Consider the following 24,373-nt stretch of genomic DNA (forward strand, 5'->3'; position numbering starts at 1 on the left):
TATGGGCACATTGAAAACGGAAATCTATGGGCTGTGCAAAGATACTACTGCAGAGTTTCCTGGATGGGAATTCTCTGCCGGGAAGTTCAAAAATAGCTCATTGAATCATACGGAGCTGATCGTTGACCCGGGTCTCTCCTTCGATCGTGGATTTGCTCACCTTCAGCCAAATATCGCCTTGAATAACAAGCGCGCAATTAAGCTGAGTAAGAAGCTGCTTGGAGAGGCGATACCGACAGCGACCGTTAGCTTTCAGGTTATCGCTCATCTACTGACAGCTATGCCGGAGCCGATCAGGCTATCCTGCCTCGTTTGCGACGACAAGGCTCAGTACATGGCAACTGTTCGCCAGTCCAATCGGTTCAGTGAGAAGGTGTTGGAGGACCTTGATGAACGGTCGATAGATCTAAAGAACGCACCTACTGTGTTGGCCGCTATGCTGAGAGACGGAATTTCATTTATTGAGAGATATTATCAATTGGTAAATGAGGAAAGCTTGCTGGGAAATCTTCCCGCAAAATATACAACTCGCAACGAAATTCCATATGATGAAATGGAGAGGCAGAAGGGCGTGATGATGTGCCTCGTGCATATTCTTCTTGGTGATTTTGATTTTGTGAATCACTATCGGAGCGAAGATTTCAAAACTGTCTTTCCAAAGCGGATGGGAGAATTGGACAAGATCGTGGTTGCGTTACCAGATTTGAAGAGGCGCTACGCAGAAACGGGGTTGGTTATATAGTTTTCATAAGATGTCGTTGCCACAAACACGGCGTCTGTTCAAACGGCGGCTCAGAATCTCGGTGTCAACCTAAATGCCGTTACAGTCAACAGCAGCGGCGTCGCGCAGGTCACAATTGGCCTCACAAATTCGATGAGTTTCTCGGATGTCCAAACGTTGGTGGACTACGCGGGGTCTTTGGGGGCAAAGTCTGTTGAGGTAAATTCAGGATATCTTGCCAACCCGAAGCTTGATGCACTTCTGCAGAATTTCGCACAGAGCGGAAGATCACTTTACGGCGGGACCGTCACATTGAATCCGGGGTCATCCGGTGATTACATCATCACGTTTCCGGTGGGAAAGAAATGAAGAAGTCAGACTGGTATGAAAATCGAATCCTGTGGCGAGCGGGAAAGCTTCACTTGGAGACCTATGCGTGGCAGCATTTCTTGCTGTCGAACGAACAGCACGCGAGAAAAGTCTTGGAGGCGGTGGGTGGGTTTGGTGTTCCGCTTTTTATTTTCTGGTTGAGCGATGACGTTTGGACACTGCTTACCAATCAGTTTCTGGTTGGGAAGCTTGGTGGGGTGCTGTCTTCGGTTGATCTCGATAAGCTAGCGGAGGTATCGACAGTAAACGACAAGGACTTGCCGCCGGATGAGTTAAAACGGCGTGCAGAGTTCATCAGCGCGGGGGGCGATCGGAAAAATTTTTGGACGCCGGCCGGGAACGTCCATTTCTCCCTTAGAAACATTCTCGGGATGTTTCCGATAAACGTTCCGTAGTTGGTTTGTCAGTCTGAACGTGGTCGCTGTAATTTGTTGCCACAAACACGGGTAACTTACCCACAGGCGCTAAAGTGTTTACTTCCTCTGATCCCATGGTCGGAGATACCGCCAATACTCTAGAGAAAGCACTTCCCGGGACGGTCAAGGACGTCAATGTACCCATTCAGAATCAGACACTTGGATTGTCTTCTGATGCAGATATCATGCTCAATAACGGGGATGTCATCGAGGTGAAGTCCGGAGGAGGGAAAGGAACGACCACTCAGGTTGCTAACCAAAGTCAGATAATTGGCAGCTCTGGTGAGGTGATTGTTTACGGGCCAAACCTTAAGCCGTCAGTTGTTAATGGAATTCAGAACTCTGGCACGAAGGTATTTACAAATATGAATGACCTCCTTTCATACGTAAAATCAAAAGGGGCAAGCTGATGTTTTCATTCTTGCTCATTGGTAGCTTGTCGCGACAGCTTGATGCCCGTACTCTCGTTGAGAACCTGGGCATTGTGCAACGTGAACAGGGCGAGCGGTATATCGCTTTTGGACCGACCGGCATGCAGGACGGGTGGATTGCCGTGCAGGCACTGCAGGATGCCGAAAAAGATTTTGAACCTGATGAGCTTGATAAGGTTAGGAAATTTATCGGGGATCCTTGGTTTCTTCTCGTTGAGGGACGAGACGGCAAAGCTAGATTCTCAGACAACTTCGTACTTGGCATTGAGCATCCCGAAACGCTTGTGATCGATAACGATCACGGACTCATTGATAGAGCAGATACGGTCCAAAACATGATTCGAGACGGTCGGGTCTGGCTTGAAGTTAGTTCATGACAAGGTGTTGCCACAAACAACACTCTAAGGAATGTCTGCAAAAGTCCTGGCATTGACGTCCGGGTGAACTATCTTGGGAAGAGGAAAGTTAGTTCAGGAGAGCCTTGATGACGCAATTAGGTCTTGGTCTGGATCTGTCAACGAAGCGTACGCGCAAACGGGAATTTCTCGATGAGATGCACCGAGTGGTACCGTGGTCAAGATTGATTGCGCTAATCGAGCCGCACTATCCCGCTGGTAAAACTGGACGGCCGCCGTTCCCGATCGCGACGATGCTGCAGATTCATTTTATGCAGCAGTGGTTTGGTCTGTCGGACCCTGCGATGGAAGAAGCGCTATATGACGTGCCGCTGTATCGCGACTTCGCGGGGCTAGACGGTGGCATGACGCGCTTGCCGGACGAGAGCACGATTCTGCGGTTCCGTCACCTGCTCGAAACTCACGGACTGGCGGTGCAAATGCTCGCGCTGGTCAACGAAATCCTGGTGGGGAAAGGCTTGATGCTCAAAACCGGTTCGGTGGTCGACGCCACTTTGATTTCGGCGCCCAGTTCGACGAAGAACGACTCCGGCACACGAGACCCGGAAATGCACCAGACGAAGAAGGGCAATCAATGGTACTTCGGGATGAAAGCGCATATCGGCGTGGACGCGGAGTCGGGCCTGGTTCACACGGTCATCGGCACGGCGGCGAACGTTCACGACATCAATGCAGCCGAAGCGTTGCTGCACGGCGATGAAACGGATGTGTACGCTGATGCAGGATATCAGGGCATCGAAAAGCGTTGCGAGGCTGACGCAGTGCGCTGGCATGTCGCGATGAGACCAGGCAGGCGCAGACAACTGGACTTACGTGATCGTCTGGACGCGATATACGATCAGATCGAACGCCTGAAGGCTGGCATCCGCGCCAAGGTCGAACATCCATTCCGAGTCCTCAAGCGGCAGTTTGGCTACACGAAGACCCGGTATCGTGGTTTGATGAAAAACACTGCCCAGATCATGACGCTGTTTGCTCTAGGCAATCTGTGGATGGCGCGCAAAGCTTTGCGAAAAACCTGAAACACCAGAAGGTGGAAGCTCCGGGTCCCAGCAAACGTCGCCCGGCACGACGCAATAGCCGGGCGACCAACGTCTCAAGAAATTCTCAACGCTGACACCGTGCAGGAAGCAAAAGGTCGGCGCTCCAAAAAACGGGTTATGCAGACCCTCCCTAAGTTTCGGTCCGACTACGGCGATGATCAAGCGCTCCCTGTCGAGTTTGAATAGCGGTTCGTTATGGACACCGGATAGCTTTCGTTGAGTTTTTGAGTTGCCACAAACACGGGTAACTTGCCCACAGGCGAAAAGGTGTTTACTTCGTCTGATCCCATGGTCGGAGATACCGTCGATTCTCCAGAGAAAGCACTTCCCGGGACGGTCAAGGACGTCAATGTGCCCATTCAGAATCAGACACTTGGATTGTCCTCTGACTTAGATATCGTGCTCAATAACGGGGATGTCATCGAGGTGAAGTCTGGATGAGACGAACCCGGCCTTGCCAGTCCCGCTTGCGAGGCCGCCTCGCCAATTACCGAACCGTCGCAGCCAGCAATCTATCCCGTTGCCTCTCAAGCCCGCTCAGAATCGACTCCGCGAGTCCATCTGGAAAACGCGGAGGCACTTGCTTACTCACCGCACTGATCACCCCATCAGTCGCATCAACCACTTCCTCAATGATCTCCTGCGCAGCCACCTTCCCTAACCCAACTTGCCGAGCCTGTTCAATCCAATGCCGCCCTTGAATCCTGTCGATCAGATAGTGATTCGTGCTGTCACGAACCGCCATTGCCATTTTGGCCTTCTGACGGGCAATCTGATTCCTTCCCGAACCGATGATCGGATGCGCGGATAGCACGTCGTAAAGCGGTGTTGACCGATACCGCCCGCCCGGCAAATGAAAAATGCTGAAGTTCTTCGCGTGCCCGTCCGTCGCCGCGAGTAGCCAGAACACCAATTGCGTCTTGAAAAATTGCAGCCGATCCTGATCGGCATTCTCTGAACCGAGCAAGACGTCCATGATCTCGGCGATGCCAGGGCCGCCATCGGCCTGATACTTCAGATGCGACGGTCGCCCGGTAGCCTGGCACATGTCCTCCTGCGGAAGACGCACGATCCAGCGAGCGTCGCTCGATAGCCTGCGATCAAAGCGTTCGACGACGAGTGCTTTCTGATCCTCGAATGTAGCCACTTCGCAATTCGCCACAGGCAGTCCATAAGCCGCGACGATTTTGGCGCACAACCACTCGTTCTCAATCGATGTGCGCATGTCCGCTTGCATATTCCCAACCAGCCCGAGTGGCAGCTTGAAGATATGCGTGGTTGGCGTGCTACCTGTCGGGTAGATCCATTCCCCGTCACGGCGCAACAATGCGGTTTTCTCCTGCGCGCCGGCAATCGATAAGCGCAGATCCGCACCATCGTCGTATTGGCCGAGTGGGGCCGCAGCGGTTGCATTGCGCAGAAGCTGTGCGATCTCCGACTCGGAGAGCGGCGCGCCGGAGATACCGTAAAGGTCGGTGGGTTTTTCATCCACCGGGAGTAACTGGATGGCGCCGACGCAATCGCGGCCAAGCGCGACCAGCAGATCGAACGCATTCGTGCTGCCTGTACGGTGTCGCTGAGCTAGCCGCCGCCGAATGGCATCGTTGTCTGGAAGCAGATTGTCGAAGAACGCGCTCACCAGGTCGCCCCGATAAGGCTGATTGCCGGGTGTGAATGGCATCGACAAGGACAGCGGGCGCCCCTGTTCATCGCCGATCCACGTGTCGAAATAACTTAAACGCTCACCGTCACGCGCTCTTTCCCAATAGCCGACGGGGATACCGTTCATCCAGATGTCGAGTCGTTGCGTCTGAGCGCGGCGCGCCATGATTACCAGTTTTCCTTTTTCTTTTTGGCCGTGACTGGCCGGACTTTCTTGACCGCCGGGGCGGATCGTTGACGTTTCGGTGTGGCAACCGACGCAGATTCGCTACTCGCTGCGGCCAGCGTTTGACTTAATCGCAAATCCACATTGAGCAGACGCATGACCTTAAAAATACGTTCGACGCTGGCCGCTGCGGGATTGGCCTCCAGTTGCGCGTAGCTTTGCTGGGTGATGCCTAACAGTTCGGCGACCGCCGCTTGAGTGAGTCCCGCGGACTTGCGAAAGCCCTGCAAGATGGGCCGGAGCTGACTCGGCGTTTTGATAGCGTAATCCATGGGATTATCTTCGGTCTCATACAGTCTTTAAACTGTACCACACAAATACAGCCTGAAAGCTGTAATTAATATAAACAGTCTATGGGCTGTATTTTGTTTAAACAGTACATAGACTGTTAAATGAAGAACGCCAGCAGGGCTGCTTCATCACGCCACCCCGAGCAGCCTCAAAGACTCTGCGGTATAAATACCCCTCCGCGTCCCCCGCAAAAACCTCCAGCCCAATCATGTCCCACTACTTCTACAACCCCGCCACTGGCCACGGCCTCCCGCACGATCCATTCAAAGCCATCGTCGCACCACGCCTGATCGGCTGGATCGCGTCACGCGATACAGAAGACACTCTAAACCTCGCCCCCTACAGCTTCTTCGGCGCCTTCGCGAGCTTCCCGCCGATCATCGGTTTCTGCAGCGAAGGCCGCAAAGACAGCATCGCCAACATCGAAGCCACGGGCGAATTCGTCTGGAACCTCGCGACCAAGCCGCTCGCCGAGCAGATGAACCGCTCATCCGCCCCTGTCCCGCCGCATATCGACGAATTCGAACTCGCCGGCCTCACCGCCGCGCCGGGCCGCAACGTGAACGTGCCGCACGTCGCCGAATCGCCGGCCGCGCTCGAATGCAAGCTGCTGCAAGTGGTACGTCTGCATACGCTCGACGGCACGCCGATGGACAACTATCTTTCGCTCGGCCAGGTGGTCGGTGTTCACATCAACGAGGCTTATCTGAAAGACGGTCTGTTCGACACGCACGCCGCGCAGCCGATCATGCGCGCGGGCTATCGCGCGGACTACGCGGAAATCGGCGACATGTTCCAGATGTTCCGCCCGACCGCATAGCGCAAAACCCCTCCGCGCAAACTGGCCCGCTTGATGCTTGCAACCGACGCTCCAACGCGTCGTTTTCAACTGCCGGCTCACTCTCCAGGAGCGCGATCATGTCCACCGAATTCGCCACGCAGTTCAGCCACATCCGTCCGCAAGACACGTCCTACGAGGATCAGGGTCTTCGCGACTTTTTTCTCTACCGCGATTTAGGCATTGCACAGGCGACCGGCGGCAAGGTCCTCGCGCAACTCGTCAAGGCGAATCACGCACCAGAGCAAGGCACCGGCTGGCACCGTCATGAGGCCGATTTCCACATTGTGATCATGCTGAAGGGCTGGGCGCGCTTCATGTACGGCGACAAGGAGACGCTCGTCGCCGCCGGCGATTGCGTGCATCAGGCGCCGGGGATCGTCCACTATCTGTTCGATTACTCGGAGGATATGGAGTACATCGAGATCGTGTCGCCGGCGGATTTCAAATCGATCGACGCCGACGGTCCGTGCGAGGTGCCGGCCGTCAAGCCATGGAAGAGCGTCGCGGCTTAAGCCGCGACGTTTTAGCTTTAAGTTAAGCCGAGCCGCCGCCACCCACGCGGCGGGTAGCCACCGACACATCCACCACCGCCGCCGCAACCGGCGCCGCAGCGATCACCTCGGCCGCGGTGGCCGCCGGCACTGACACCGGCTGAATCGTCCGCGCCTTCGAACTCACCAGCACCGCGCGCGGCTCGTTGTCGTAAATCACGGCCCGCACGCGCGGATAAATCTGCCGCTCCCAGCGATGCCCATTGAACACACCGTAATGCCCCACGCCGGTCTGCACATGATGCGTCTTCAGATACGGCCGTAACTTGTCGCACATATCCTGCGCGGCGAGCGTTTGCCCGACCGCGCAGATATCGTCCTTTTCCCCCTCAACGGTCAGCAACGCGGTGCGACGAATCTTCGACGGCTCCACGAGACGTCCCGCCACCTCAAGTTCATGCAACGGCAACGCATGCCGCTGAAAAACCGTATCGACGGTCTCCAGATAGAAATCGGCGGTGAGGTCCATCGTCGCGAAATACTCTTCGTAGAAGGTGTGAATCGTGTCGGCCTTCGCCGGATCGCCTTTCGCGCGCTCGTAATACATCGTCTCGAACGAGTCGAGATGCCGGCCGAGATTCATCGACATGAACGCGGTCAACTGCATGAAGCCCGGATATACGCGCCGCTGCGCGCCCGCGAAACCGAACGGCACCGCGCTGATCAGGTTCTTCTCGAACCATTCGAGCGGTTTGCTTTTGGCCAGTTCGTTGACGCGCGTCGGGTTGATGCGCGTATCGAGCGGACCGGCCATCAGCGTCATGCTGGCCGGCTGCGCGGGATGATCGTCGGCGGCCATCAGCGCGACCGCCGACAGCGCGGCAACGGTCGGCTGGCACACAGCCAGCAGATGCGCGCCGGGGCCGATCGTCTCCGTAAAGTCGATCACGTGCCGCACGTATTCGTCGAAGCCGAAGCGGCCTTCGCTCAGCGGCACATCGCGCGGGTTGTGCCAGTCGGTGATATAGACGTCGTGTTCGGCCAGCATGGTGCGCACGGTGCCGCGCAACAGCGTCGCGAAGTGGCCCGACATCGGCGCGATCACCAGCACGCGCGGTTGCGGCGTCGAGAGCGTGGTGTCCTTGCGAAAATGCAGCAGCGAACAAAACGGCGTGTGCGCGGCGACCTCTTCGACGATCGCCACCGGTTTGCCTTCCGTCACCACACTGTCGATGCCGAACGGCGGCCGCACGGGCGTCAGTCCGGCCAGCGTCATCAACTCGCAGGCCGCTCGCATCGAACGTCCGTGCGATGTTTCACCGAACGCGGGCCATGCGTCGAGCGAGTGAATCATCAGGGCCGCGCTATGCCGCATCGGCAGCATCATGTCGGCAAAGGCCTGGTATGTGGGATATGCGAACAGGTTCATAACCTTCGCACGAGTGCTGAAGAGGATGGAACCCACATAGAGGCAAGTCATGTGCCAATCATGCAAGCGCACACGTGCAACCGCTGCTGCACATTGGCATAGCATTTGCGCTGTTCAGGGCAACGGGCCGAAATTGCCGCGCTTTGGTGCGTGCGCGCACGGCAACGTGCATACAGCGCGTCAGGCGACGGCCGAACGCGTCATCTGGAGGAGAATCGTATGGCGAATACCACGCTCACTATCAGCAGCAAGAACTATTCGTCGTGGTCGTTGCGCGGCTGGCTGCTGACGCGCTTCAGCGGCCTGCCGTTCGACGAGATCGTGATGCCGATCGACGACCCGGCGGCGCGCGCCGAATTGCTGCTGCTGTCGCCGTCGATTCTGGTGCCGTGCCTCGTTCACGATGGCATCAAGGTGTGGGACACACTGGCTATCGCGGAGTATCTGAACGAGTTGAAGCCGGAAGCGGCGCTGCTGCCGAAAGACATTCGCGCGCGGGCGCATTGCCGTTCGATTTGCGGCGAGATGCATTCGGGTTTCGGTTCGCTGCGCTCGGCGCTGCCGATGAACCTGAAAGCGCATTTTCCGGGCTTCAAGGTATGGGCGCGCGCGCAGTCGGATATCGACCGGATCGTGACGATCTGGAGCGACTGCCTGAAGCAGTACGGCGGCCCGTTTCTGTTCGGCGAGCGCAGCGCGGCGGACGCGATGTACGCGCCCGTGGTCACGCGTTTCGTGACTTACGACGTCAAGCTCGATCCGGAGATCGTCGACTACGGGCAGCGGATCATGGCGCTGCCCGAGATGCAGGCGTGGATTGCCGACGCGCAGCAGGAAGTGGAAGAGATCGACGAACTGGACGTCGAGTTTTAACGACCGCTAGTGCTCAATCGCGGCCGCTTTCCAGCTTGAACACACTCACCACCTGCGCAAGCCGCGCGGCCTGATCGCGCAATTCGGCCGCCGCGAGTTCCGCTTCGCCGACGATCGTCGCATTCTGCTGGGTCGCCTCGCCGATCTGCGTCACGGCGAGATTGACCTGCTCGATGCCGCCCGATTGCTCGCGCGACGCGACGCTGATTTCGCCCATGATCGCGCGCACCTGGCCGACTTGCTGCACGATGCCCTGCATCGTCGAACTGGCTTCTTCGGCGATCTTGAAACCGCTGCGCACGGTCGCCGCCGAGGTCGCGATCAAACTCTCGATCTCCTTCACTGAGGCCGCGCTGCGTTGCGCCAGCGCGCGCACCTCCGACGCCACCACCGCGAAGCCCTTGCCGTGCTCGCCCGCCCGCGCGGCTTCCACGGCGGCGTTCAACGCGAGGATATTGGTCTGGAACGCGATGCCTTCGATCACCGTGGTGATCTCGGCGATTTTCTGCGACGAGCGGCTGATCTCGCCCATGGTCGACACCACGCGTTCCACGGCGCGGCCGCCTTCGAGCGCCGCCTCGGCCGCGCGCGTAACGAGCGTGTTGGCTTGCGCCGCATGGTCGGCGTTCTGCTGCACGGTCGACGTGATCTGCTCCATGCTGGCCGCCGTTTCTTCGAGGCTGCTCGCCTGGGTGGCGATCCGCGCGGCGATATTGCCGCTGCCGGTAGCGATCTTTTCCGTACCCTGCGACATACCCGCCGACGCGTTGCGCACTTGCGAAACGATGCGCGCGAGCCCTTCGCCAATGCCGTCGATCGATTGCATCAGGCGGCCGATTTCGTCGGCGCGGGCGTTGCCGCCCTGGGCCACGCGCACGCTCAGATCGCCTGAGGCGAAGCGTTCGGACGCTTTGGCCGCTTCGGCGAGCGGACGGCTCACCATGCGCCGCACCGCGATCAGGAAGACCACCGCGAACGCGCCGACCAGCACGAAGCCGAGCACCAGGAACGTGTTGCGGGTCGTGGTGACGTCGGCCATCACTTCGTCACGCGGCGCGACGCCGCCGACCAGCCATTGCCATTCCGGCACCGTGACGAACGAGACGAACTTGTCGCGTGCGTCGCGCTCGCCGAGCGTGGCGTCGGCCGAGCGGTACTCGAGCTGGCCGTCCTTCATGTCGAGCATCTGCTGATACGGCGCGTTCGCGTTGTCTGCGCTCTGGCCGGCCGCGGCCGGATGCACGATCAGCTTGCCGCGATCCGCGCCCTTCGACGCGTTCAGCACGAAGTAGTAGCCGCTGTCGCCGATCTTCAGATTGCGGATATCGTCTTCGACCGACTGGATCTGTTTGTCCACGTTCACGCCGACGAACAGCGCGCCGATCACGCGGCCGGTTGCGTCGGCGATCGGCCGGTATTGGGTGATCAAACGTTTGCCGAACAGCGCGGCCAGTCCAGTATAGGACTTGTTCGCGAGGATCAGCGCATACGCCGGCGCTTTGCGGTCGAGCAACGTGCCGATGGCGCGCGAACCGTCCTGTTTCTTCAGCGACGTCGTCACGCGCACGAAGTCGTCGCCGCTGCGCGCGAACACGGTGGCCACTGCGCCGCTGCGCTCGAGAAACTGGTCGGGGATCGTGAAGTCCATGTTGAGGACCTTGTCGCCGGCCTTGATGGTCGGGGTCGCGACGCCGCCAATGTCGACCTTCTGGGTGTCGTCGAGCGTATAGCCGGTTGGCAGGAAGCTGGCGAACAGCGACATCGACCGGTCGACTTCGGCCGACAGCGCCTTGTCGAATAGCGTGATCATCGCGGCGATCGAGCGGTCCCGATCGGCGATGCGGTCGAGCACCTGATCGCTAACCTGTTTGCCGGCCGTGCGGGTGAGCGCCCAGGTGAAGGCGGCGAATATCAGCGCCACCAGTACGCACGAGAGAACGGCAAGCCGGGCGCCGACGCTGGCGCGGCGCAAAGAGAGGAATTCCATTGACGATTACGCAGTGAGGAGGACAAGCGAAAGCGCGGGCCCTGCGTAAGCCGGGTCCGCGCGTTGATATCTGGTTATCGGCTGTGTCGTCCGCTTTCTTTAGGGTTTTTGAAAGCTTGACGTAATCGACGAGGTGTCCAGGGGCGACCGGAGCGTTTTGCGGTCAGCGTCCTGTGTGTTGCTGCGCAACGCGCCAGGTGCGCAGCAACAGTGCGTTGGTGACGACGCTGACGCTCGAAAACGCCATCGCCGCGCCGGCCAGCATCGGGTTTAGCAAGCCGAAGGCGGCCAGCGGAACCCCGATCAGGTTGTAGACGAACGCCCAGAAAAGGTTCTGCTGGATCTTGCGCCAGGTCCTGCGCGAAATGTCGATCGCGTCGGCCACCAGCGCCGGATCGCCGCGCATCAGCGTAATGCCGGCCGCGTGCATGGCGACGTCGGTGCCGGTCGCCATCGCGATGCCGATGTCGGCGGCGGCCAGCGCGGGGGCGTCGTTGATGCCGTCGCCCGCCATCGCCACGATGCCGGCGCTGCGGATTTTCAGGTCGCGGATCACGCGGGCTTTGTCGTCGGGCAGCACTTCGGCGTGGAATTCGTCGATGCCGAGCGCTTTGGCGACGCTGGCGGCGCTGCCGCGGTTGTCGCCCGTGACGAGCACGCTTTTGATGCCCATCCCGGCCAGCCGTTCGATGGCCGCGCGCGCCGTCGGTTTGACGGTGTCGCCGAAAGCGATCAGGGCGAGCGCGGTGGGCGCTTGCTCGTCGCGCTGCATCAGCCAGGAGACCGTGTTGCCGGCGGCTTCGAGTTCATGGGCGCGTTCCGTCAGCGCCGGCGGTAACGCAATGCCGAGCTCGCTGAGCCAGCGCGTGCTGCCCAGCGCCAAGGTGCGGCCGTCGACATCCGCTTCGACGCCACGACCCGCCACGGCGCGCGCGGCGCTTGCCGTTATTGCCTTACTTGCCGCGTTGGGCTGGCTTGCCGATACCGCCTCATACGCCTTGATCACCGCGCGCGCCAGCGGGTGATCGCTATGCCGCTGCACTGCTGCGGCCAGCGCTAACGCTTCGTCATGGCGGATCTCGCCGATCGGCTCGAACGCCGTCACCGACGGTTGGCCGAGCGTCAGCGTGCCGGTTTTGTCGAACGCGACGATCGTCACGCGATGCGCGGTTTCCAGCGCTTCGGCGTCTTTGATCAGCACGCCGTGCCGCGCGGCAACGCCGGTGCCGGCCATGATGGCGGCCGGCGTGGCGAGCCCCAGCGCGCACGGGCAGGCGATCACCAGCACGGCCACCGCGTTCAGGATGGCGGTCTCGCCGCCCGCGCCCGCGATCAGCCAGCCCACCAGCGTGAGCGCGGCGATCGCCAGAATCGCCGGCACGAAGATCTCGCTGACCCGGTCCACCAGTCGCTGAATCGGCGCTTTCTCGGCCTGAGCGCTTTCCACCAAGCGGATGATTCGCGCGAGCGTGGTTTCCGCGCCGATCGCGGTGGTCGTCACGGCAATCGCGCCTTCGCCGTTGATCGAGCCGGCGGTGACTTTGTCGGCGGCCTGTTTCGGCACCGGCAGGCTTTCGCCCGTAATCAGCGATTCGTCGATGTGCGTGCGGCCTTCGAGCACCGCGCCGTCCACCGGCACGCGTTCGCCGGGACGCACGATCACGACCGTGCCGACCCGCACTTGCGCGAGCGGCACTTCGCGCTCGTCGGCGCCGACGCGAATGCGCGCGCGGTCGGGGCGCAATGCATTGAGCGCGCGGATCGCGTCCGTGGTCTGGCGCTTGGCGCGCGCTTCGAGCCACTTGCCGAAGCGCACCAGCGTAATCACGACCGCCGATGCTTCGAAATACAGATGCATCATGTCGCCCGGATGCGTGGCCAGTTCGTAGACGCTGATGCCATACGCCGCCGATGTGCCGAGCGCCACCAGCAAATCCATGTTGCCCGCGCCGGCACGCACGGCGCGGAAGGCGGCGCGATAGAAGCGCGCGCCGAACACGAATTGCACGATCGACGCGAGCGCGAACTGCAGCCACGGCGACAACATGGCTTGCACGCCGAACCATTCGGCGACCATCGGCACGACGAGCGGCAGGGTCAGCACGGCGGAGGCGAGGACGGCGGCCAGTTCGCGGCGGCTTTGGTCGCGTTTGCGGTCGGCGGCGGTTATGGAGGCGGGGGCCGTGTGATGGCGATGATCGCCGTGCTCCAAACGGCTCGCCTGGCCTGCCTCGGCTGCAAAAGACGGCGCCTCCGGCACTTCCGGCGGCACGATCAAGGTTGCCTCGTAGCCGGCTTTCTTGACGGCCGCGATCAGTGCCTCCGCGGCTGGGTCGGACTCAGCGCCGCTGAGGCTGACGGTCGCCGTTTCGGTGGCGAGATTCACCGACGCGCGTGTGACGCCCGGCACTTTGGCCAGCGCCTTCTCGACGCGCGTTGCGCATGATGCGCAAGTCATCCCGCCAATGTCGAGTTCGGCGGTTCGGGCCGCAATGGCGGTGGTATCCGTGGGGCGCTGCGGATTGGCAAGTTCGGTCATGGTAGGCAAGGCTCATGGCGGCATTGGGCCGCGTAATGAACCCAGTATTGTCCTTCCCATGATGGGAAGGTCAAGGACGGTTTGCGCGGGTGCGGCCGAAAGTCGCCGCTCAGAACGGCCGCCGCTCAAAGCACCGGCGGTGCATCCAGCATGGCCTGCCCGACTGCCTGCTGTTCATCGCTGGAGCGCGCCAACAGCGTCTCGGCCGCGCCACGGCGGTCGTCGGCGGCCTTGTTCTGGCCGAGCTTCCATTTGCCGACCAGCCGCGTCACCTCGATTTCAATGCCGACGATCGCGCCGAGCATCTGCGCGATAAAGTCGGCGGGCGCGTCGCCCATCTTCCACGGCACCGGCTCGCCGGCTTCCATCTTGCGGGTCAGCCGCGCGACCAGACCGCGGACGAACGCTTCGTCGTCGCGCACGACGATCCGGCCGTGCGCATGCACGACCATGTAGTTGTAGGTCGGCACCTGCCGATGCGCGTCGTGCTTGCTCGGGTACCAGTTCGGCGAAATGTACGCGGTCGGCCCCTGGAAAATGACGAGCGCGTCGGGATGCGTGGCCGCCTCCTGCCAGACCGGATTGGCCCGGGCGACGTGAGCCCGGAGGATGACGCCGCCAGCGGGCGCGACGTCCAGTTCGAACGGCACATGATTCGCGTCGAGCCCGTTGGGTCCGTTCGTAATCAGCGCGCCGAGCGGCTGCTCGCCTATCAGGCGATGGAGCACCTCGGGCCGGTTCTCTTCGAAATGCGCGGGCATGTACATAAACCACTCCAGATCCACATGGGTGAAAGCACCGCCAGACTTCGACACGTGCGACTCGGCAGACAGCGCAAAACAAGCCGAATCCGACGCAATCGCACATGGCGTGTGCATGACAACGCGCTATTCATGCCTTTGCGCTTGCCTGGTGAGCAAGGATACGATACAACCCGGTGTTGTCGGCATCGCGCACGGCGGACTGGCTGCGCGGGGTTTGGGGAGACCCCGCCAAAGCAGATCTCGCTGCGCGCCGACGTCTCCCTTAGGACCGCACGTTCCGCCACCTGAACGAATGATAAAAAATCGCCGAGAACTGTTTTCGCTTCACTGGACCTGCGCATCGTTCGCAGGCCTCGCATTGCTGGCCGGTTGCGCGTCGCCGCCTGCCGCGACACAGAAGCCCGCGGGCTGGATCAAGGACGAAGTCGCCGACTCGTACGTATTCGGCTACCCGCTGGTGCTGATGGGCGTCGCGCGCGACGCGGCGGTCGGCACCGATCCGGGCCAGGCACCGCTCAATACGCTGCGCCACGCGCAGGCATTGCCGCCGGTCGGCGCATCGAACCCGCCGCAGCCTAGCCTCGACACGCTCGACTCGACCGGCTGGCTGGACGTCGGCAGCGAACCGGTGATCGTTTCGCTGCCCGATTCGCACGGCCGTTACGTCGATGCCCGCGTGCTGGACATGTGGACCAACGTCGTCTGGTCCACCAGTGCGCAATTCACCACCCGCGCGGCCGGCATCAAATCGCAAACCATTGCCTTTGTCGGCCCCGGCTGGCAGGGCGATCTGCCCAAGGGTGTGAAGCGCGTCGACGTGCCGACCCGCAACGCGTGGGTGAGCGTGCGTATCCAGTCGAACGGCACGCGCGACCTGACGGCGGTGCGCAAGTTGCAGCGCGCCATTCGCGTTGCGCCGCTCAGCGTCTATGCCGGCGACACGCGCACGGCGACGATTACGCCGCCGCGCAGCAATGCCGCCGACGCGGCCATGAGCGCGTCCGGCACGCCGGCCGCGCAAGTTGCCGCGCTCGACGCCAACGGCTTTTTCACGCGACTCGCGCAAGCCTTGCCCGACAATCCGCCGACACCGGCCGATCCGCATGCGCTGAAATTCCTCGCCGACCTCGGCGTCACGCCGGGCGAGCCGGTCAAGCTGCCGAAGGCGGCGGATGCGATTGCCGCCGGCCTCACCGAAGGTCATGAGCGCGTCGTCACGGCGCCGACCAATCTGCTGAACGGCAACGGCTGGAACTGGTTCGGCGACGACGTCGGCAATTACGGTCCCGACTACGCGTTGCGCGCTTATGCCGCGTCCATGCAACCGGGTATCGGCACGAAAGACGACGAAGTGCGCGCGGTCGTCACGCAAGACAGCGACGGCCACGCATTGAACGGCGCCAATCGCTACGTGATTCACTTTGCGCCGAACCAGTTGCCGCCGGTGCGCGGTTTCTGGTCGATCACCGCCTACACGAAAGACGGCGCGTTGGGTGAAAGCGCGCCCGCCCGTCTGGCGGTCGGCGATCGCAATGGCGCACGTCGCAATCGCGACGGTTCGCTCGACGTGACCGTCTCGTCGGTGCGTAGCAAGAGCGGCAACTGGTTGCCGGCGCCGCGCGCCGATCTGCAACTGGTGCTGCGTTTGTATGCGCCGAAGCCGCAAGCGACCGACAGTAGCTGGCAACCGCCGGCGGTCGTGCGTCAGTGAAATGCGTCGCCGATGTGACAGTGGCGCGTGATTGATGCGTCGATTAACGTATGCCCGCCGTTTTACAGCGGCGGGCATAAACTTTTAATAGCGTCAGCGATTGTGTAAGCCTCGGCTTACATTTCTATCCCACACCAGATTCACGACTTATACTGCCGCTTGCGGGATTTTCGTTTTCGCGGCGGGCTTGCCGCCGCACTACCCAAGACCGAGCATGGCAAGCCTCAACAAAGTATCTTTAGCCTCCTCCATGCAGACCGTGCGCGACGTCGCGCAGTCGCGCCGTACCCGGCGTGTCCTGACCGGCCTGCTGATCTTCATCGTATTGTTCGGTCTGCTCGGCTTCTTCGCGGCGCCGCCGCTGATTCGCCATATCGCCGAGCAACAACTCAGCAAACAGCTCGACCGTCCGGCCACCATCGGCCGGATCGCACTCAATCCCTATACGCTTAAACTCGAAGCCGACCGCGTGCATATCGGCGATAAGGACGGCGCGGGCGATTTCGTCGATATTGCGCGGCTTATCGTGCAGGCGTCGTGGAGTTCGCTGTTTCGCGCGGCGCCGATCGTCGACGAAGTGCAGCTCGATTCGCCGCGCTTTCATATTGTTCGTTATGACGCGCAGCGCTTCAATTTCACCGACCTGATCGAGAAATTCTCGAAACAGCCGGCCGAGCCCGACAGCAAACCGACGCTGTTCTCCGTGTCGAATATTCGCCTTGAAAACGGCCAGATCACGTTCGACGACAAGCTGCTCGGCGTGACCCATGTGATCGATCAATGGAAGCTCGGGATTCCGTTTATCGCCACGTTGCCTTCGAAAACCGACATCTTCGTCGAGCCGCTGCTGCGCGCGCGGATCGACGGCAGTCCATTGGCAATCGACGGCAAGACCAAGCCGTTCGCCACGTCGCGTGAATCGGAAGTGTCGCTGCGCTTCGACGGGCTCGACGTGCCGCGGCTCATGTCATATGTGCCGACCAAACTGCCGGTGATCGTGCAGTCCGGCAAGCTGTCCACCGACCTCAAGCTCAACTTCGTGATCTCCAACGACGCGCCTTCGCTGCGCGTCGCCGGCACCGTCGATATGAACGACGTGGACGTGCGGGATCAGGGCAAGGCGCCGTTCTTCGCGGCCCACGCCGTGCATGTAGCGGTCGCGACGCTCGAGCCGTTGAAGAGCCTCTATCACTTCGACGATATCCGCATCGACGCGCCGAGCGCCGATCTGGCGCGCGATAAAGACGGCGTGTTGAGTGTCGAGCGCATGTTCGCGCCTGCACCGGCGGCGTCTGGCACGGCCGCGGCGTCCGCACCGGCGACGGCGTCGGCTGCTGCCTCGACAGGCAAAATTGCCAGCGCACCAGCCGCCGCATCCGGCACCGCTGCAACGGGAACGGCTGCGGCGCCGCCGCTGGATCTGGCGATCAAACGCTTCGTGCTGAATGATGGCACCGTGAATGTTCACGACGAAGCCGCTTCGCGGCCCGTCGACGTTGGTTTGCAAAAACTGGTTGTGACGCTGACCGATTTCTCGACGCTCGCCACCGCGCCGGCGCATTACACGCTGAATACCGACTTCAAGGACGGCGCCGGTTCGCTCGGCGCGGCGGGCGCGTTCGGCCTCGTCGCGAAGACAGCGAGCGCGAAGCTCGATCTGAAATCGCTGAAGCTGCCGCTGCTGCAGCCCTATATCGACACCGCAACCGCCGCGCAAGTGACCGACGGCGCGCTGTCGGCCTCGGTGAATATCGGCGCGAACTGGTCGAAGGAGCCGGTCGCTGTGATGGTCGCCGACACGCAGCTCGATCTGCAATCGCTGAAGCTGGCGGCGCGCGGCAGCAAGCAGCCGCTCATCGCGCTCGCGCAGGCGCACGTGACGGTCAAGCAGGTGGACGTGGCGGCACGCACCGCCGACATCACGAGCGTCGAGACGACCGGTCTCTCGGTCGACGCGCAACGCCTGAAAGACGGCAGCATCAATCTCACGTCGCTGGCCGGTCCGCATGAAGTCGAGCCGCAGCGCACGGCGATTCACGCGGTCAAGAAGGCGCAGGCGCAGGGGCCTGCGTGGCACTACAAGATCGGCGAACTGAACCTGAAAGACGCGACCGCCAATTTCACCGACAACACCACGCCGCAACCCGTGCGCCTGAGCATCACGCCGTTGCAACTGAAGGTGCAGCAGATCAGCGACGACCTCAGCCGTCCGCTGCCGGTCGATCTGCAGGCCACGTTGAACAAGAAAGGCACGCTCGCCGTGAAGGGCGACGTCACGGCCACGCCGCTCAAGGTCGCGGTCAAGGTGAACGCGAACCGGCTCGACGCGGCGGCGTTCGAACCGTACTTCGGCAGCAAGCTCAATGCGGTGATCGCGAGCGCGTTGCTCAATGCGAACGGCGAACTCGCGCTGAGCCAGACGAAGTCGCTGAAGGCGAACTATCACGGCGATATGGCGCTGGTCGACGTGCGGATGCTCGACAAGGCGACCTCCGACCCGTTCGCGGGCTGGGGCTCGCTCGCGCTGACTAACCTCAAAGCCGATTATGACGAGCGCGGCACGGAAGTCGACGCGGGCAAAGTCACCTTCACGAAGTTCTACGGACGCGTACTGCTCGACGCGCAAGGCAAGCTCAATCTCAAGGATGTGGTTGCGCATGAAAGCGGCGCGCCCCAATCGCTGACGCGCGACAAGAGCGGCGCCGACCCGGTGCCGCTGACGCCGCAAGCACCAGTGGTGGCGTCCGCACCGGCGCCGGCTTCGTCGGCACCCGCCACGCCCGCCGCTGTGACAGCCGCTACGCCGCCGCAAAGCCCGGTCAAGCTGCACTTCGGTCAACTGGTGCTGCAGCAAGGCCGCGTGACCTACACGGACAACTTCATCAAGCCGAATTTCACGGCGAATCTGGTCGGCATTACGGGCACGATCGGCGCGTTCGGGACGCAATCCACGACGGCCGCGCCGGTCGACGTCGCCGCGAAACTGGCGGCCAACGGTCCGCTATCGATTCGCGGCACGGTCAATCCGCTGATCGAGAAACCGGCGCTCGATCTGACGGCGAGCGCGCACGATATCGAGCTGACCAACCTCACGCCGTATTCGGCGAAATATGCCGGCTATCCGATTACCAAGGGCAAGCTGAACGTCGATCTGCACTACCAGCTCGCTAACGATCAGTTGAACGCGAACAATCACCTGTTCATCGATCAACTCACGTTCGGCGACCACGTGCAGAACGATACGGCGACCAAGCTGCCGGTGCGTCTCGCGATCTCGCTGCTGAAGAATTCGCGCGGTGAAATCGACGTGAATCTGCCGGTCTCGGGCTCGCTGTCGAATCCGGAGTTCAGCATTGGCGGCCTGATCTGGCATGCGGTGCTCAACCTGCTGCAGAAGGCGGTGACCGCGCCGTTCTCGCTGATCGCCAACGCGTTCGGCGGCAGCGGCGAGGAATTGGGCTATGTCGAATTCGAGCCGGGCTCGGCGAAACTCACGGATGTCGACAACAAGAAGCTCGACACGATCGTGAAGGCGCTGGCCGACAAGACGTCGGTCAAGATGGACTTGATCGGCCGCGTCGACCCGGCTGTCGACGAACCCGCGTTGCGTACACAATACGTGGATCGTCTGGTCAAGCAGCAGAAGATCAAGGACGTGGTGGGCAATGGCGAGAGCGTCGATCTGTCGACGGTCACGGTCGATCCGAAGGAATACGACAAGTATTTAACCCAGGCTTACAAGTCCGCCGACTTCAAGAAGCCGCGCAATTTTGTCGGCCTGACCAAGAGCTTGCCGGACGACGAAATGAAGAGCGCGATTGCCGCCAACGCGCCGATCGACGACGCCAGCCTGCGTCAGCTCGCGCAGCAGCGGGCACAGAGCGTGCAGCAGTATCTGGACGGCAAGATCGACAGCAGCCGCGTGTTTATCGTTGCGCCGAAGCTGACCGCCGACGGTATCAAGGACAAGGGCGAGACCACACGGGTCGACTTTGGTTTGAAGTAACGTCACGGGTCGGCGCGCGCTGCGTGCCGCCGCGCGCGCGTAAAGGCACGCGGCGATAGCATGTAAAACCACACGCGCCACGCGCCGCGCAATCAGGCGGCGCGCGTCGGCTTCTTCAACGCGGTCTGCTCGATCACGCGCGCGAGCGTGTCGAACGCGGGGCCGATCTTCTCGTTCGGCACGCACGCATAGCCCAGCAGCAAACCGCGCCGCGCGGGCGTATCGCTGCTGTAGTAGCTGGCGAGCGGACGCACGATCACGCCGGCATCGTAAGCGGCGGCGGTCACCGCGCGATCGTTCGCGTGATCCGGCAAACCGAGTACCAGATGCAAACCGGCCTCGTCGCCCATGACCGGCAGTTCGCTGCCGAAGCGCGCGGTAATCGCGTCGATCAGAATCTGCCGGCGCTCGCCGTACAACGCACGCATGCGCCGAACGTGCGACGTGAGATGGCCGTCCATGATGAAGTCTGTCATCACCGCCTGCTGCATCAACTGCCCCTCGCGGTACAACTCCGCGACGCCTGTGCGGAACGTCTCCACCAGATGCTCCGGCGCGATCATGTAGCCGATCCGCAAGCCGGGAAACAGCATCTTGCCGAGGCTGCCCACGTAGATCACCTGTCCGGCTTCGTCGAGTCCTTGCAGCGATGCGAGCGGCCGGCTGCCGTAGCGGAACTCGCTGTCGTAGTCGTCTTCGATAATCCAGACGTTGTGCTGACGCGCGTATTCGAGCAGCGTGCGGCGACGCGCGAGGCTCATCACCATACCGAGCGGATATTGATGCGACGGCGTGACGAGCGCGAGACGCGGCGGCTGTTGCAGATCCTGTTCGCGCGGATTCAGACCTTCGGCGTCCACGGGCACCGGCACCAGCGTGATCCCCGACGATTGCAGCACACTGCGTGCGCCCCAATAACACGGCTCCTCGACCCACGCGCGATCGCCGACGTCGGTCAATAAACGCACCGCCAGATCGATCGATTGGTGAATACCCGTAGTAATGATGATCTGGTCGGGCGTGCAATTCACCGAGCGCGCCACGCGCAGGTAATCCGACAACGCACGCCGCAATGGCCGATAACCGCCGCCCGGCGCGTAAGTGAGCAGATCGGGATTGGCCTCTTTCCATAACCTGGCCTGCAAGCGGCTCCACGTACGCGCCGGAAATTCCGCGACGTCGGGCACGCCCGGCATGAATGCACCCCATTGCTTGGCGGATACCCCCGCTTTGTCGATCAGCCGACGCCCCCGCATCGACAGGTCGCCGAGATCGCGTTTAGGCGGCTTGGGTGGCGGCTCCGCGGCGGGACGCGGTGGCGTGTCGACACTCGCCACCGCGGGCTGCTTGCGCGCGTTCATCGCGGCCGTGTCCGGCCTGGTGTCCGCGACATAGGTGCCGCTGCCGGTGGTCGAGATGACATAGCCTTCGGCGGTCAACTGATCGTAGACGTGCAGCACCGTATTGCGCGCAATGCCGAGGTCTTCGGCGAGTGTGCGTGAGCTCGGCAGCTTGGTGCCGGGCGGCAACTGGCCCGTCAGAATGGCCTGCTGCATCAGTCGCAAAGTCTGTCTGTAGACCGGTTCGGCGGCCGTACGGTCGAGCCTCGCGGCGAGCCAATCCGACAAGATCACGGTGTCCAAGTGGTTCTATCCGGAATAATGAAATGGTTCCATATTGTAGAACCGTAACGGTCTATAGTGAGCCACGCAATTGACACAATCCCGCTGTTTTGCAGGGGGAGCCAGATGGATCGCAGAGGAGACTGGAGCGATGAAAACCGATGACGTGATCGTCAGCTTTCGCGGCGTGCGCAAGACCTACGACGGCGAAACGCTGGTCGTCAAACAGCTCGATCTGGACATCTATCAGGGCGAATTCCTGACGTTGCTCGGGCCGTCGGGTTCGGGCAAAACCACGTGCCTGATGATGCTGGCGGGTTTCGAATTTCCCACCGGCGGCGAGATCTGGCTCGACGGCACGTTGCTCAATACGGTGCCGCCGCATAAGCGCAACATCGGCATGGTGTTTCAGAACTACGCGCTGTTCCCGCACCTCACCGTCGAGCAGAACGTAGCGTATCCGTTGACCGTGCGCAAGGTTTCGGCGCAGGAGCGTGTGGAGCGCACGCATAACGCGCTGAAAATGGTGCGCATGGAGAGCTTCGCGAAGCGCTATCCGGCGCAGTTGTCGGGCGGTCAGCAGCAACGTATCGCGCTCGCCCGTGCCCTGGTGTTCGAGCCGAAGCTCGTGCTGATGGACGAACCGCTCGGCGCGCTGGACAAACAGCTGCGCGAACACATGCAGTACGAACTCAAGTCATTGCACGAGAAGCTCGGCGTCACCTTCGTGTACGTCACGCACGATCAGGGTGAAGCGCTGACCATGTCCGATCGCGTCGCCGTGTTCGATAAAGGCATCGTCCAACAACTCGATACCGTGGACCGTCTGTACGAATCGCCGTGCAACGAGTTCGTCGCCAACTTTATCGGCGACAGCAACAAGCTGCGCGGCACGATCGCGAATGTCGACGGCGAGTTCTGCGAGTTTCATCTGAGCGACGGTACGCGTCTCACCGGCCGCAATATCGGCGGAGCGCGGGCGGGGACGTCGGCGGTCGCGTGCATCCGGCCCGAGCGTATGAAGCTGGCCAATCGCACGGCAAACGGTGAGCGGCGCACCGGCGCCAACGCGCTCAGCGGCGAAGCGCGCGGGCTGATCTATTTCGGCGACCACGTGCGGATGCGCTGTGGTCTGCCGCAGCAGGACGAGTGCTTCGTCAAGGTGCCGCTCGGCACGACAGCGCTCGATACGTTTGAACCCGGCGCGCCGGTCGCGTTGGAATTCGCGCCGGAGCATCTGCGGGTTTTCGCCGACGCTTAAAGACGTTGAGTGTATTGAATGCAGTGAACACGCCGGACGTGCAACGCGCCCGACGTGCGTAGGTCTTTTCAGCAGCACATAACAAAACCGCGTCGTACCTGGATTTGAAGCACATCACCCAAGGAGAGCAACACACCATGAGCAAGATCGTGAAATCGCGCTGCGCCATCGCTGTCGGTGCTGTCGCGCTCGCGCTGGGCGCCGCGCAAGTCAATGCCGCCGAACTGACGGTTGTCAACTTCGGCGGCGCGAATGGCGACGCGCAGAAGGCGGCATTCAACCAGCCGTTCGAAACGCAGACCAGCAATAAAGTGACCGCCGTCGAATACAACGGCGAGCAGGCCAAAGTGAAGGCCATGGTCGAAGCCAAGCATGTGAATTGGGACGTGGTGGAAGTCGAATCGGGCGACATTGGCCGTGGCTGTGATGAAGGCCTGTACGAGAAACTCGACTGGTCGAAGCTCGGCAAGAAGTCGGATCTGATTCCTGAAGCCCCGCAAACGTGCGGCGTCGGTTTTTTCGTGTGGTCGACGGCGCTCGCGTATAACGCCGACAAGCTGAAAACCGCGCCGACCGGCTGGGCCGACTTCTGGGACGTGAAGAAATTCCCGGGTAAGCGGGCCATGCGCAAGGGCGCGCGCTACAACCTCGAATTCGCGCTGATGGCCGACGGCGTGGCGCCGAAAGACGTCTACAAGGTTCTCGCGACGAAAGAAGGCCAGGACCGCGCATTCAAGAAGCTCGACGAGCTGAAGCCGAATATCCAATGGTGGGAAGCGGGCGCACAGCCGCCGCAATTCCTCGTAGCGGGCGACGTGGTGATGTCCACCGCGTACAACGGCCGGATCGACGCTGCGCAGCGCGAAGGCAAGAACCTCAAGGTGGTGTGGAACGGCAGCATTTACGACCTCGACTATTGGGCGATTCCGAAGGGCACGCCGAACAAGGCGCTGGCCGAGAAGTACATTGCCTATTCGATCTCGTCGAAGCCGCAACAGGACTACGCGCATAACATCGCCTACGGTCCGGTGAACGTGACGGCAATCAAGGCGCTCGACGCGAAGACGCTCGCCAATCTGCCGAACTCGCCGGCCAACGGCAAGAACGCCGTGCTGCAGAACCTCGCGTTCTGGACCGACCATGGCGATGAACTGGAGCAGCGCTTCTCGTCGTGGGCTTCGAAGTAGTAACCGGCTGGGTTTGAGAAGGCGCGGCTTGATTGATACCAGGTCGCGCCGTATCGATGCAATGCA

Annotated in this window: 19 protein-coding genes; 12 read left to right on the plus strand and 7 right to left on the minus strand. The window is 61.4% G+C overall.

Annotated elements, in window-relative coordinates:
* The first annotated feature begins 1 nt into the window (after position 1).
* The 5 genes from GGD40_RS29115 to GGD40_RS29135 all read left to right on the plus strand — a co-directional run bounded on the left by GGD40_RS29115 (position 2) and on the right by GGD40_RS29135 (position 3,396).
* Complete coding sequence (locus GGD40_RS29115) at positions 2-742, plus strand: hypothetical protein (RefSeq protein ID WP_179745988.1); 741 nt, start codon at positions 2-4, stop codon at positions 740-742.
* A 344-nt stretch (positions 743-1,086) separates the two neighbouring features.
* Positions 1,087-1,506: a hypothetical protein gene (locus GGD40_RS29120; protein ID WP_179745989.1), complete on the plus strand. Its 420-nt coding sequence runs from the start codon at positions 1,087-1,089 to the stop codon at positions 1,504-1,506.
* 74 nt (positions 1,507-1,580) lie between these two features.
* Positions 1,581-1,937, plus strand: a complete 357-nt coding sequence (locus GGD40_RS29125; RefSeq protein WP_179745990.1) for a hypothetical protein — start codon at positions 1,581-1,583, stop codon at positions 1,935-1,937.
* Positions 1,937-2,335 (plus strand): hypothetical protein, encoded by a 399-nt coding sequence (locus GGD40_RS29130; protein WP_179745991.1) that lies wholly within the window; start codon positions 1,937-1,939, stop codon positions 2,333-2,335. Before GGD40_RS29125 ends, GGD40_RS29130 begins: the two co-directional genes overlap by 1 nt.
* Positions 2,336-2,442: 107 nt before the next feature.
* Positions 2,443-3,396, plus strand: coding sequence for an IS5 family transposase (locus GGD40_RS29135; protein ID WP_179745992.1), 954 nt, complete (start codon positions 2,443-2,445; stop codon positions 3,394-3,396).
* Positions 3,397-3,904: 508 nt separating this feature from the next.
* On the opposite strand, the gene GGD40_RS29140 is transcribed toward GGD40_RS29135, so the two are convergent.
* Both GGD40_RS29140 and GGD40_RS37265 read right to left on the minus strand, forming a co-directional pair.
* Positions 3,905-5,248, minus strand: a complete 1,344-nt coding sequence (locus tag GGD40_RS29140) for a type II toxin-antitoxin system HipA family toxin (protein WP_179747088.1) — start codon at positions 5,246-5,248, stop codon at positions 3,905-3,907.
* Positions 5,248-5,577, minus strand: a complete 330-nt coding sequence (locus GGD40_RS37265) for a helix-turn-helix transcriptional regulator (RefSeq protein WP_179711028.1) — start codon at positions 5,575-5,577, stop codon at positions 5,248-5,250. The genes GGD40_RS29140 and GGD40_RS37265 overlap by 1 nt, the downstream gene beginning before the upstream one ends.
* 227 nt (positions 5,578-5,804) lie before the next feature.
* Here GGD40_RS37265 and GGD40_RS29150 point away from each other — a divergent pair, with 227 nt between their 5' ends.
* Positions 5,805-6,416, plus strand: coding sequence for a flavin reductase family protein (locus GGD40_RS29150; RefSeq protein WP_179745993.1), 612 nt, complete (start codon positions 5,805-5,807; stop codon positions 6,414-6,416).
* Positions 6,417-6,514: 98 nt separating this feature from the next.
* Positions 6,515-6,949: a cupin domain-containing protein gene (locus GGD40_RS29155; protein WP_035560930.1), complete on the plus strand. Its 435-nt coding sequence runs from the start codon at positions 6,515-6,517 to the stop codon at positions 6,947-6,949.
* A 22-nt stretch (positions 6,950-6,971) separates the two neighbouring features.
* On the opposite strand, the gene GGD40_RS29160 is transcribed toward GGD40_RS29155, so the two are convergent.
* Positions 6,972-8,357: a polyhydroxyalkanoate depolymerase gene (locus GGD40_RS29160; RefSeq protein WP_179745994.1), complete on the minus strand. Its 1,386-nt coding sequence runs from the start codon at positions 8,355-8,357 to the stop codon at positions 6,972-6,974.
* A 219-nt stretch (positions 8,358-8,576) separates the two neighbouring features.
* Here GGD40_RS29160 and GGD40_RS29165 point away from each other — a divergent pair, with 219 nt between their 5' ends.
* Positions 8,577-9,230, plus strand: coding sequence for a glutathione S-transferase family protein (locus GGD40_RS29165; protein WP_035560933.1), 654 nt, complete (start codon positions 8,577-8,579; stop codon positions 9,228-9,230).
* Positions 9,231-9,243: 13 nt separating this feature from the next.
* Here the strand turns inward: GGD40_RS29165 and GGD40_RS29170 are convergent, their stop codons facing one another.
* The 3 genes from GGD40_RS29170 to GGD40_RS29180 form a co-directional block, all read right to left on the minus strand.
* Positions 9,244-11,217 (minus strand): methyl-accepting chemotaxis protein, encoded by a 1,974-nt coding sequence (locus GGD40_RS29170; RefSeq protein ID WP_179745995.1) that lies wholly within the window; start codon positions 11,215-11,217, stop codon positions 9,244-9,246.
* 163 nt (positions 11,218-11,380) lie between these two features.
* A complete protein-coding gene (locus tag GGD40_RS29175; protein ID WP_179745996.1) occupies positions 11,381-13,756 on the minus strand; it encodes a heavy metal translocating P-type ATPase in 2,376 nt (791 codons plus the stop codon).
* 125 nt (positions 13,757-13,881) lie between these two features.
* Complete coding sequence (locus GGD40_RS29180) at positions 13,882-14,523, minus strand: FMN-binding negative transcriptional regulator (protein WP_179747089.1); 642 nt, start codon at positions 14,521-14,523, stop codon at positions 13,882-13,884.
* 289 nt (positions 14,524-14,812) lie between these two features.
* Here GGD40_RS29180 and GGD40_RS29185 point away from each other — a divergent pair, with 289 nt between their 5' ends.
* Both GGD40_RS29185 and GGD40_RS29190 read left to right on the plus strand, forming a co-directional pair.
* Positions 14,813-16,231 carry a DUF1254 domain-containing protein gene (locus tag GGD40_RS29185; RefSeq protein ID WP_179745997.1) on the plus strand — a complete coding sequence of 473 codons (1,419 nt, stop codon included), beginning with the start codon at positions 14,813-14,815 and terminating at the stop codon, positions 16,229-16,231.
* A 214-nt stretch (positions 16,232-16,445) separates the two neighbouring features.
* Positions 16,446-20,237, plus strand: a complete 3,792-nt coding sequence (locus GGD40_RS29190) for a DUF748 domain-containing protein (protein ID WP_179745998.1) — start codon at positions 16,446-16,448, stop codon at positions 20,235-20,237.
* A 92-nt stretch (positions 20,238-20,329) separates the two neighbouring features.
* On the opposite strand, the gene pdxR is transcribed toward GGD40_RS29190, so the two are convergent.
* Positions 20,330-21,880 (minus strand): MocR-like pyridoxine biosynthesis transcription factor PdxR, encoded by a 1,551-nt coding sequence (pdxR, locus tag GGD40_RS29195; protein WP_179711013.1) that lies wholly within the window; start codon positions 21,878-21,880, stop codon positions 20,330-20,332.
* Between the two features lie 130 nt (positions 21,881-22,010).
* Between pdxR and GGD40_RS29200 the strand changes: the two genes are divergently transcribed.
* Complete coding sequence (locus GGD40_RS29200) at positions 22,011-23,120, plus strand: ABC transporter ATP-binding protein (protein ID WP_179745999.1); 1,110 nt, start codon at positions 22,011-22,013, stop codon at positions 23,118-23,120.
* A gap of 137 nt (positions 23,121-23,257) precedes the next feature.
* Positions 23,258-24,307: an ABC transporter substrate-binding protein gene (locus tag GGD40_RS29205; protein WP_035560957.1), complete on the plus strand. Its 1,050-nt coding sequence runs from the start codon at positions 23,258-23,260 to the stop codon at positions 24,305-24,307.
* Positions 24,308-24,373: the final 66 nt, after the last annotated feature.

Source organism: Paraburkholderia bryophila, assembly GCF_013409255.1.
GTDB lineage: Bacteria > Pseudomonadota > Gammaproteobacteria > Burkholderiales > Burkholderiaceae > Paraburkholderia.

Bases quoted from the DNA above. Each gene is read 5' to 3' on its own strand.
- GGD40_RS29160 (WP_179745994.1), bottom strand. From the start codon at position 8,357: ATGAACCTGTTCGCATATCCCACATACCAGGCCTTTGCCGACATGATG.
- GGD40_RS29175 (WP_179745996.1), bottom strand. From the start codon at position 13,756: ATGACCGAACTTGCCAATCCGCAGCGCCCCACGGATACCACCGCCATT.
- GGD40_RS29115 (WP_179745988.1), top strand. From the start codon at position 2: ATGGGCACATTGAAAACGGAAATCTATGGGCTGTGCAAAGATACTACT.
- GGD40_RS29120 (WP_179745989.1), top strand. From the start codon at position 1,087: ATGAAGAAGTCAGACTGGTATGAAAATCGAATCCTGTGGCGAGCGGGA.
- GGD40_RS29155 (WP_035560930.1), top strand. From the start codon at position 6,515: ATGTCCACCGAATTCGCCACGCAGTTCAGCCACATCCGTCCGCAAGAC.
- GGD40_RS29150 (WP_179745993.1), top strand. From the start codon at position 5,805: ATGTCCCACTACTTCTACAACCCCGCCACTGGCCACGGCCTCCCGCAC.
- GGD40_RS29165 (WP_035560933.1), top strand. From the start codon at position 8,577: ATGGCGAATACCACGCTCACTATCAGCAGCAAGAACTATTCGTCGTGG.
- GGD40_RS29190 (WP_179745998.1), top strand. From the start codon at position 16,446: ATGGCAAGCCTCAACAAAGTATCTTTAGCCTCCTCCATGCAGACCGTG.
- GGD40_RS29200 (WP_179745999.1), top strand. From the start codon at position 22,011: ATGAAAACCGATGACGTGATCGTCAGCTTTCGCGGCGTGCGCAAGACC.
- GGD40_RS29135 (WP_179745992.1), top strand. From the start codon at position 2,443: ATGACGCAATTAGGTCTTGGTCTGGATCTGTCAACGAAGCGTACGCGC.
- GGD40_RS29205 (WP_035560957.1), top strand. From the start codon at position 23,258: ATGAGCAAGATCGTGAAATCGCGCTGCGCCATCGCTGTCGGTGCTGTC.
- GGD40_RS29130 (WP_179745991.1), top strand. From the start codon at position 1,937: ATGTTTTCATTCTTGCTCATTGGTAGCTTGTCGCGACAGCTTGATGCC.
- GGD40_RS29170 (WP_179745995.1), bottom strand. From the start codon at position 11,217: ATGGAATTCCTCTCTTTGCGCCGCGCCAGCGTCGGCGCCCGGCTTGCC.
- GGD40_RS29180 (WP_179747089.1), bottom strand. From the start codon at position 14,523: ATGTACATGCCCGCGCATTTCGAAGAGAACCGGCCCGAGGTGCTCCAT.
- GGD40_RS37265 (WP_179711028.1), bottom strand. From the start codon at position 5,577: ATGGATTACGCTATCAAAACGCCGAGTCAGCTCCGGCCCATCTTGCAG.
- GGD40_RS29185 (WP_179745997.1), top strand. From the start codon at position 14,813: ATGATAAAAAATCGCCGAGAACTGTTTTCGCTTCACTGGACCTGCGCA.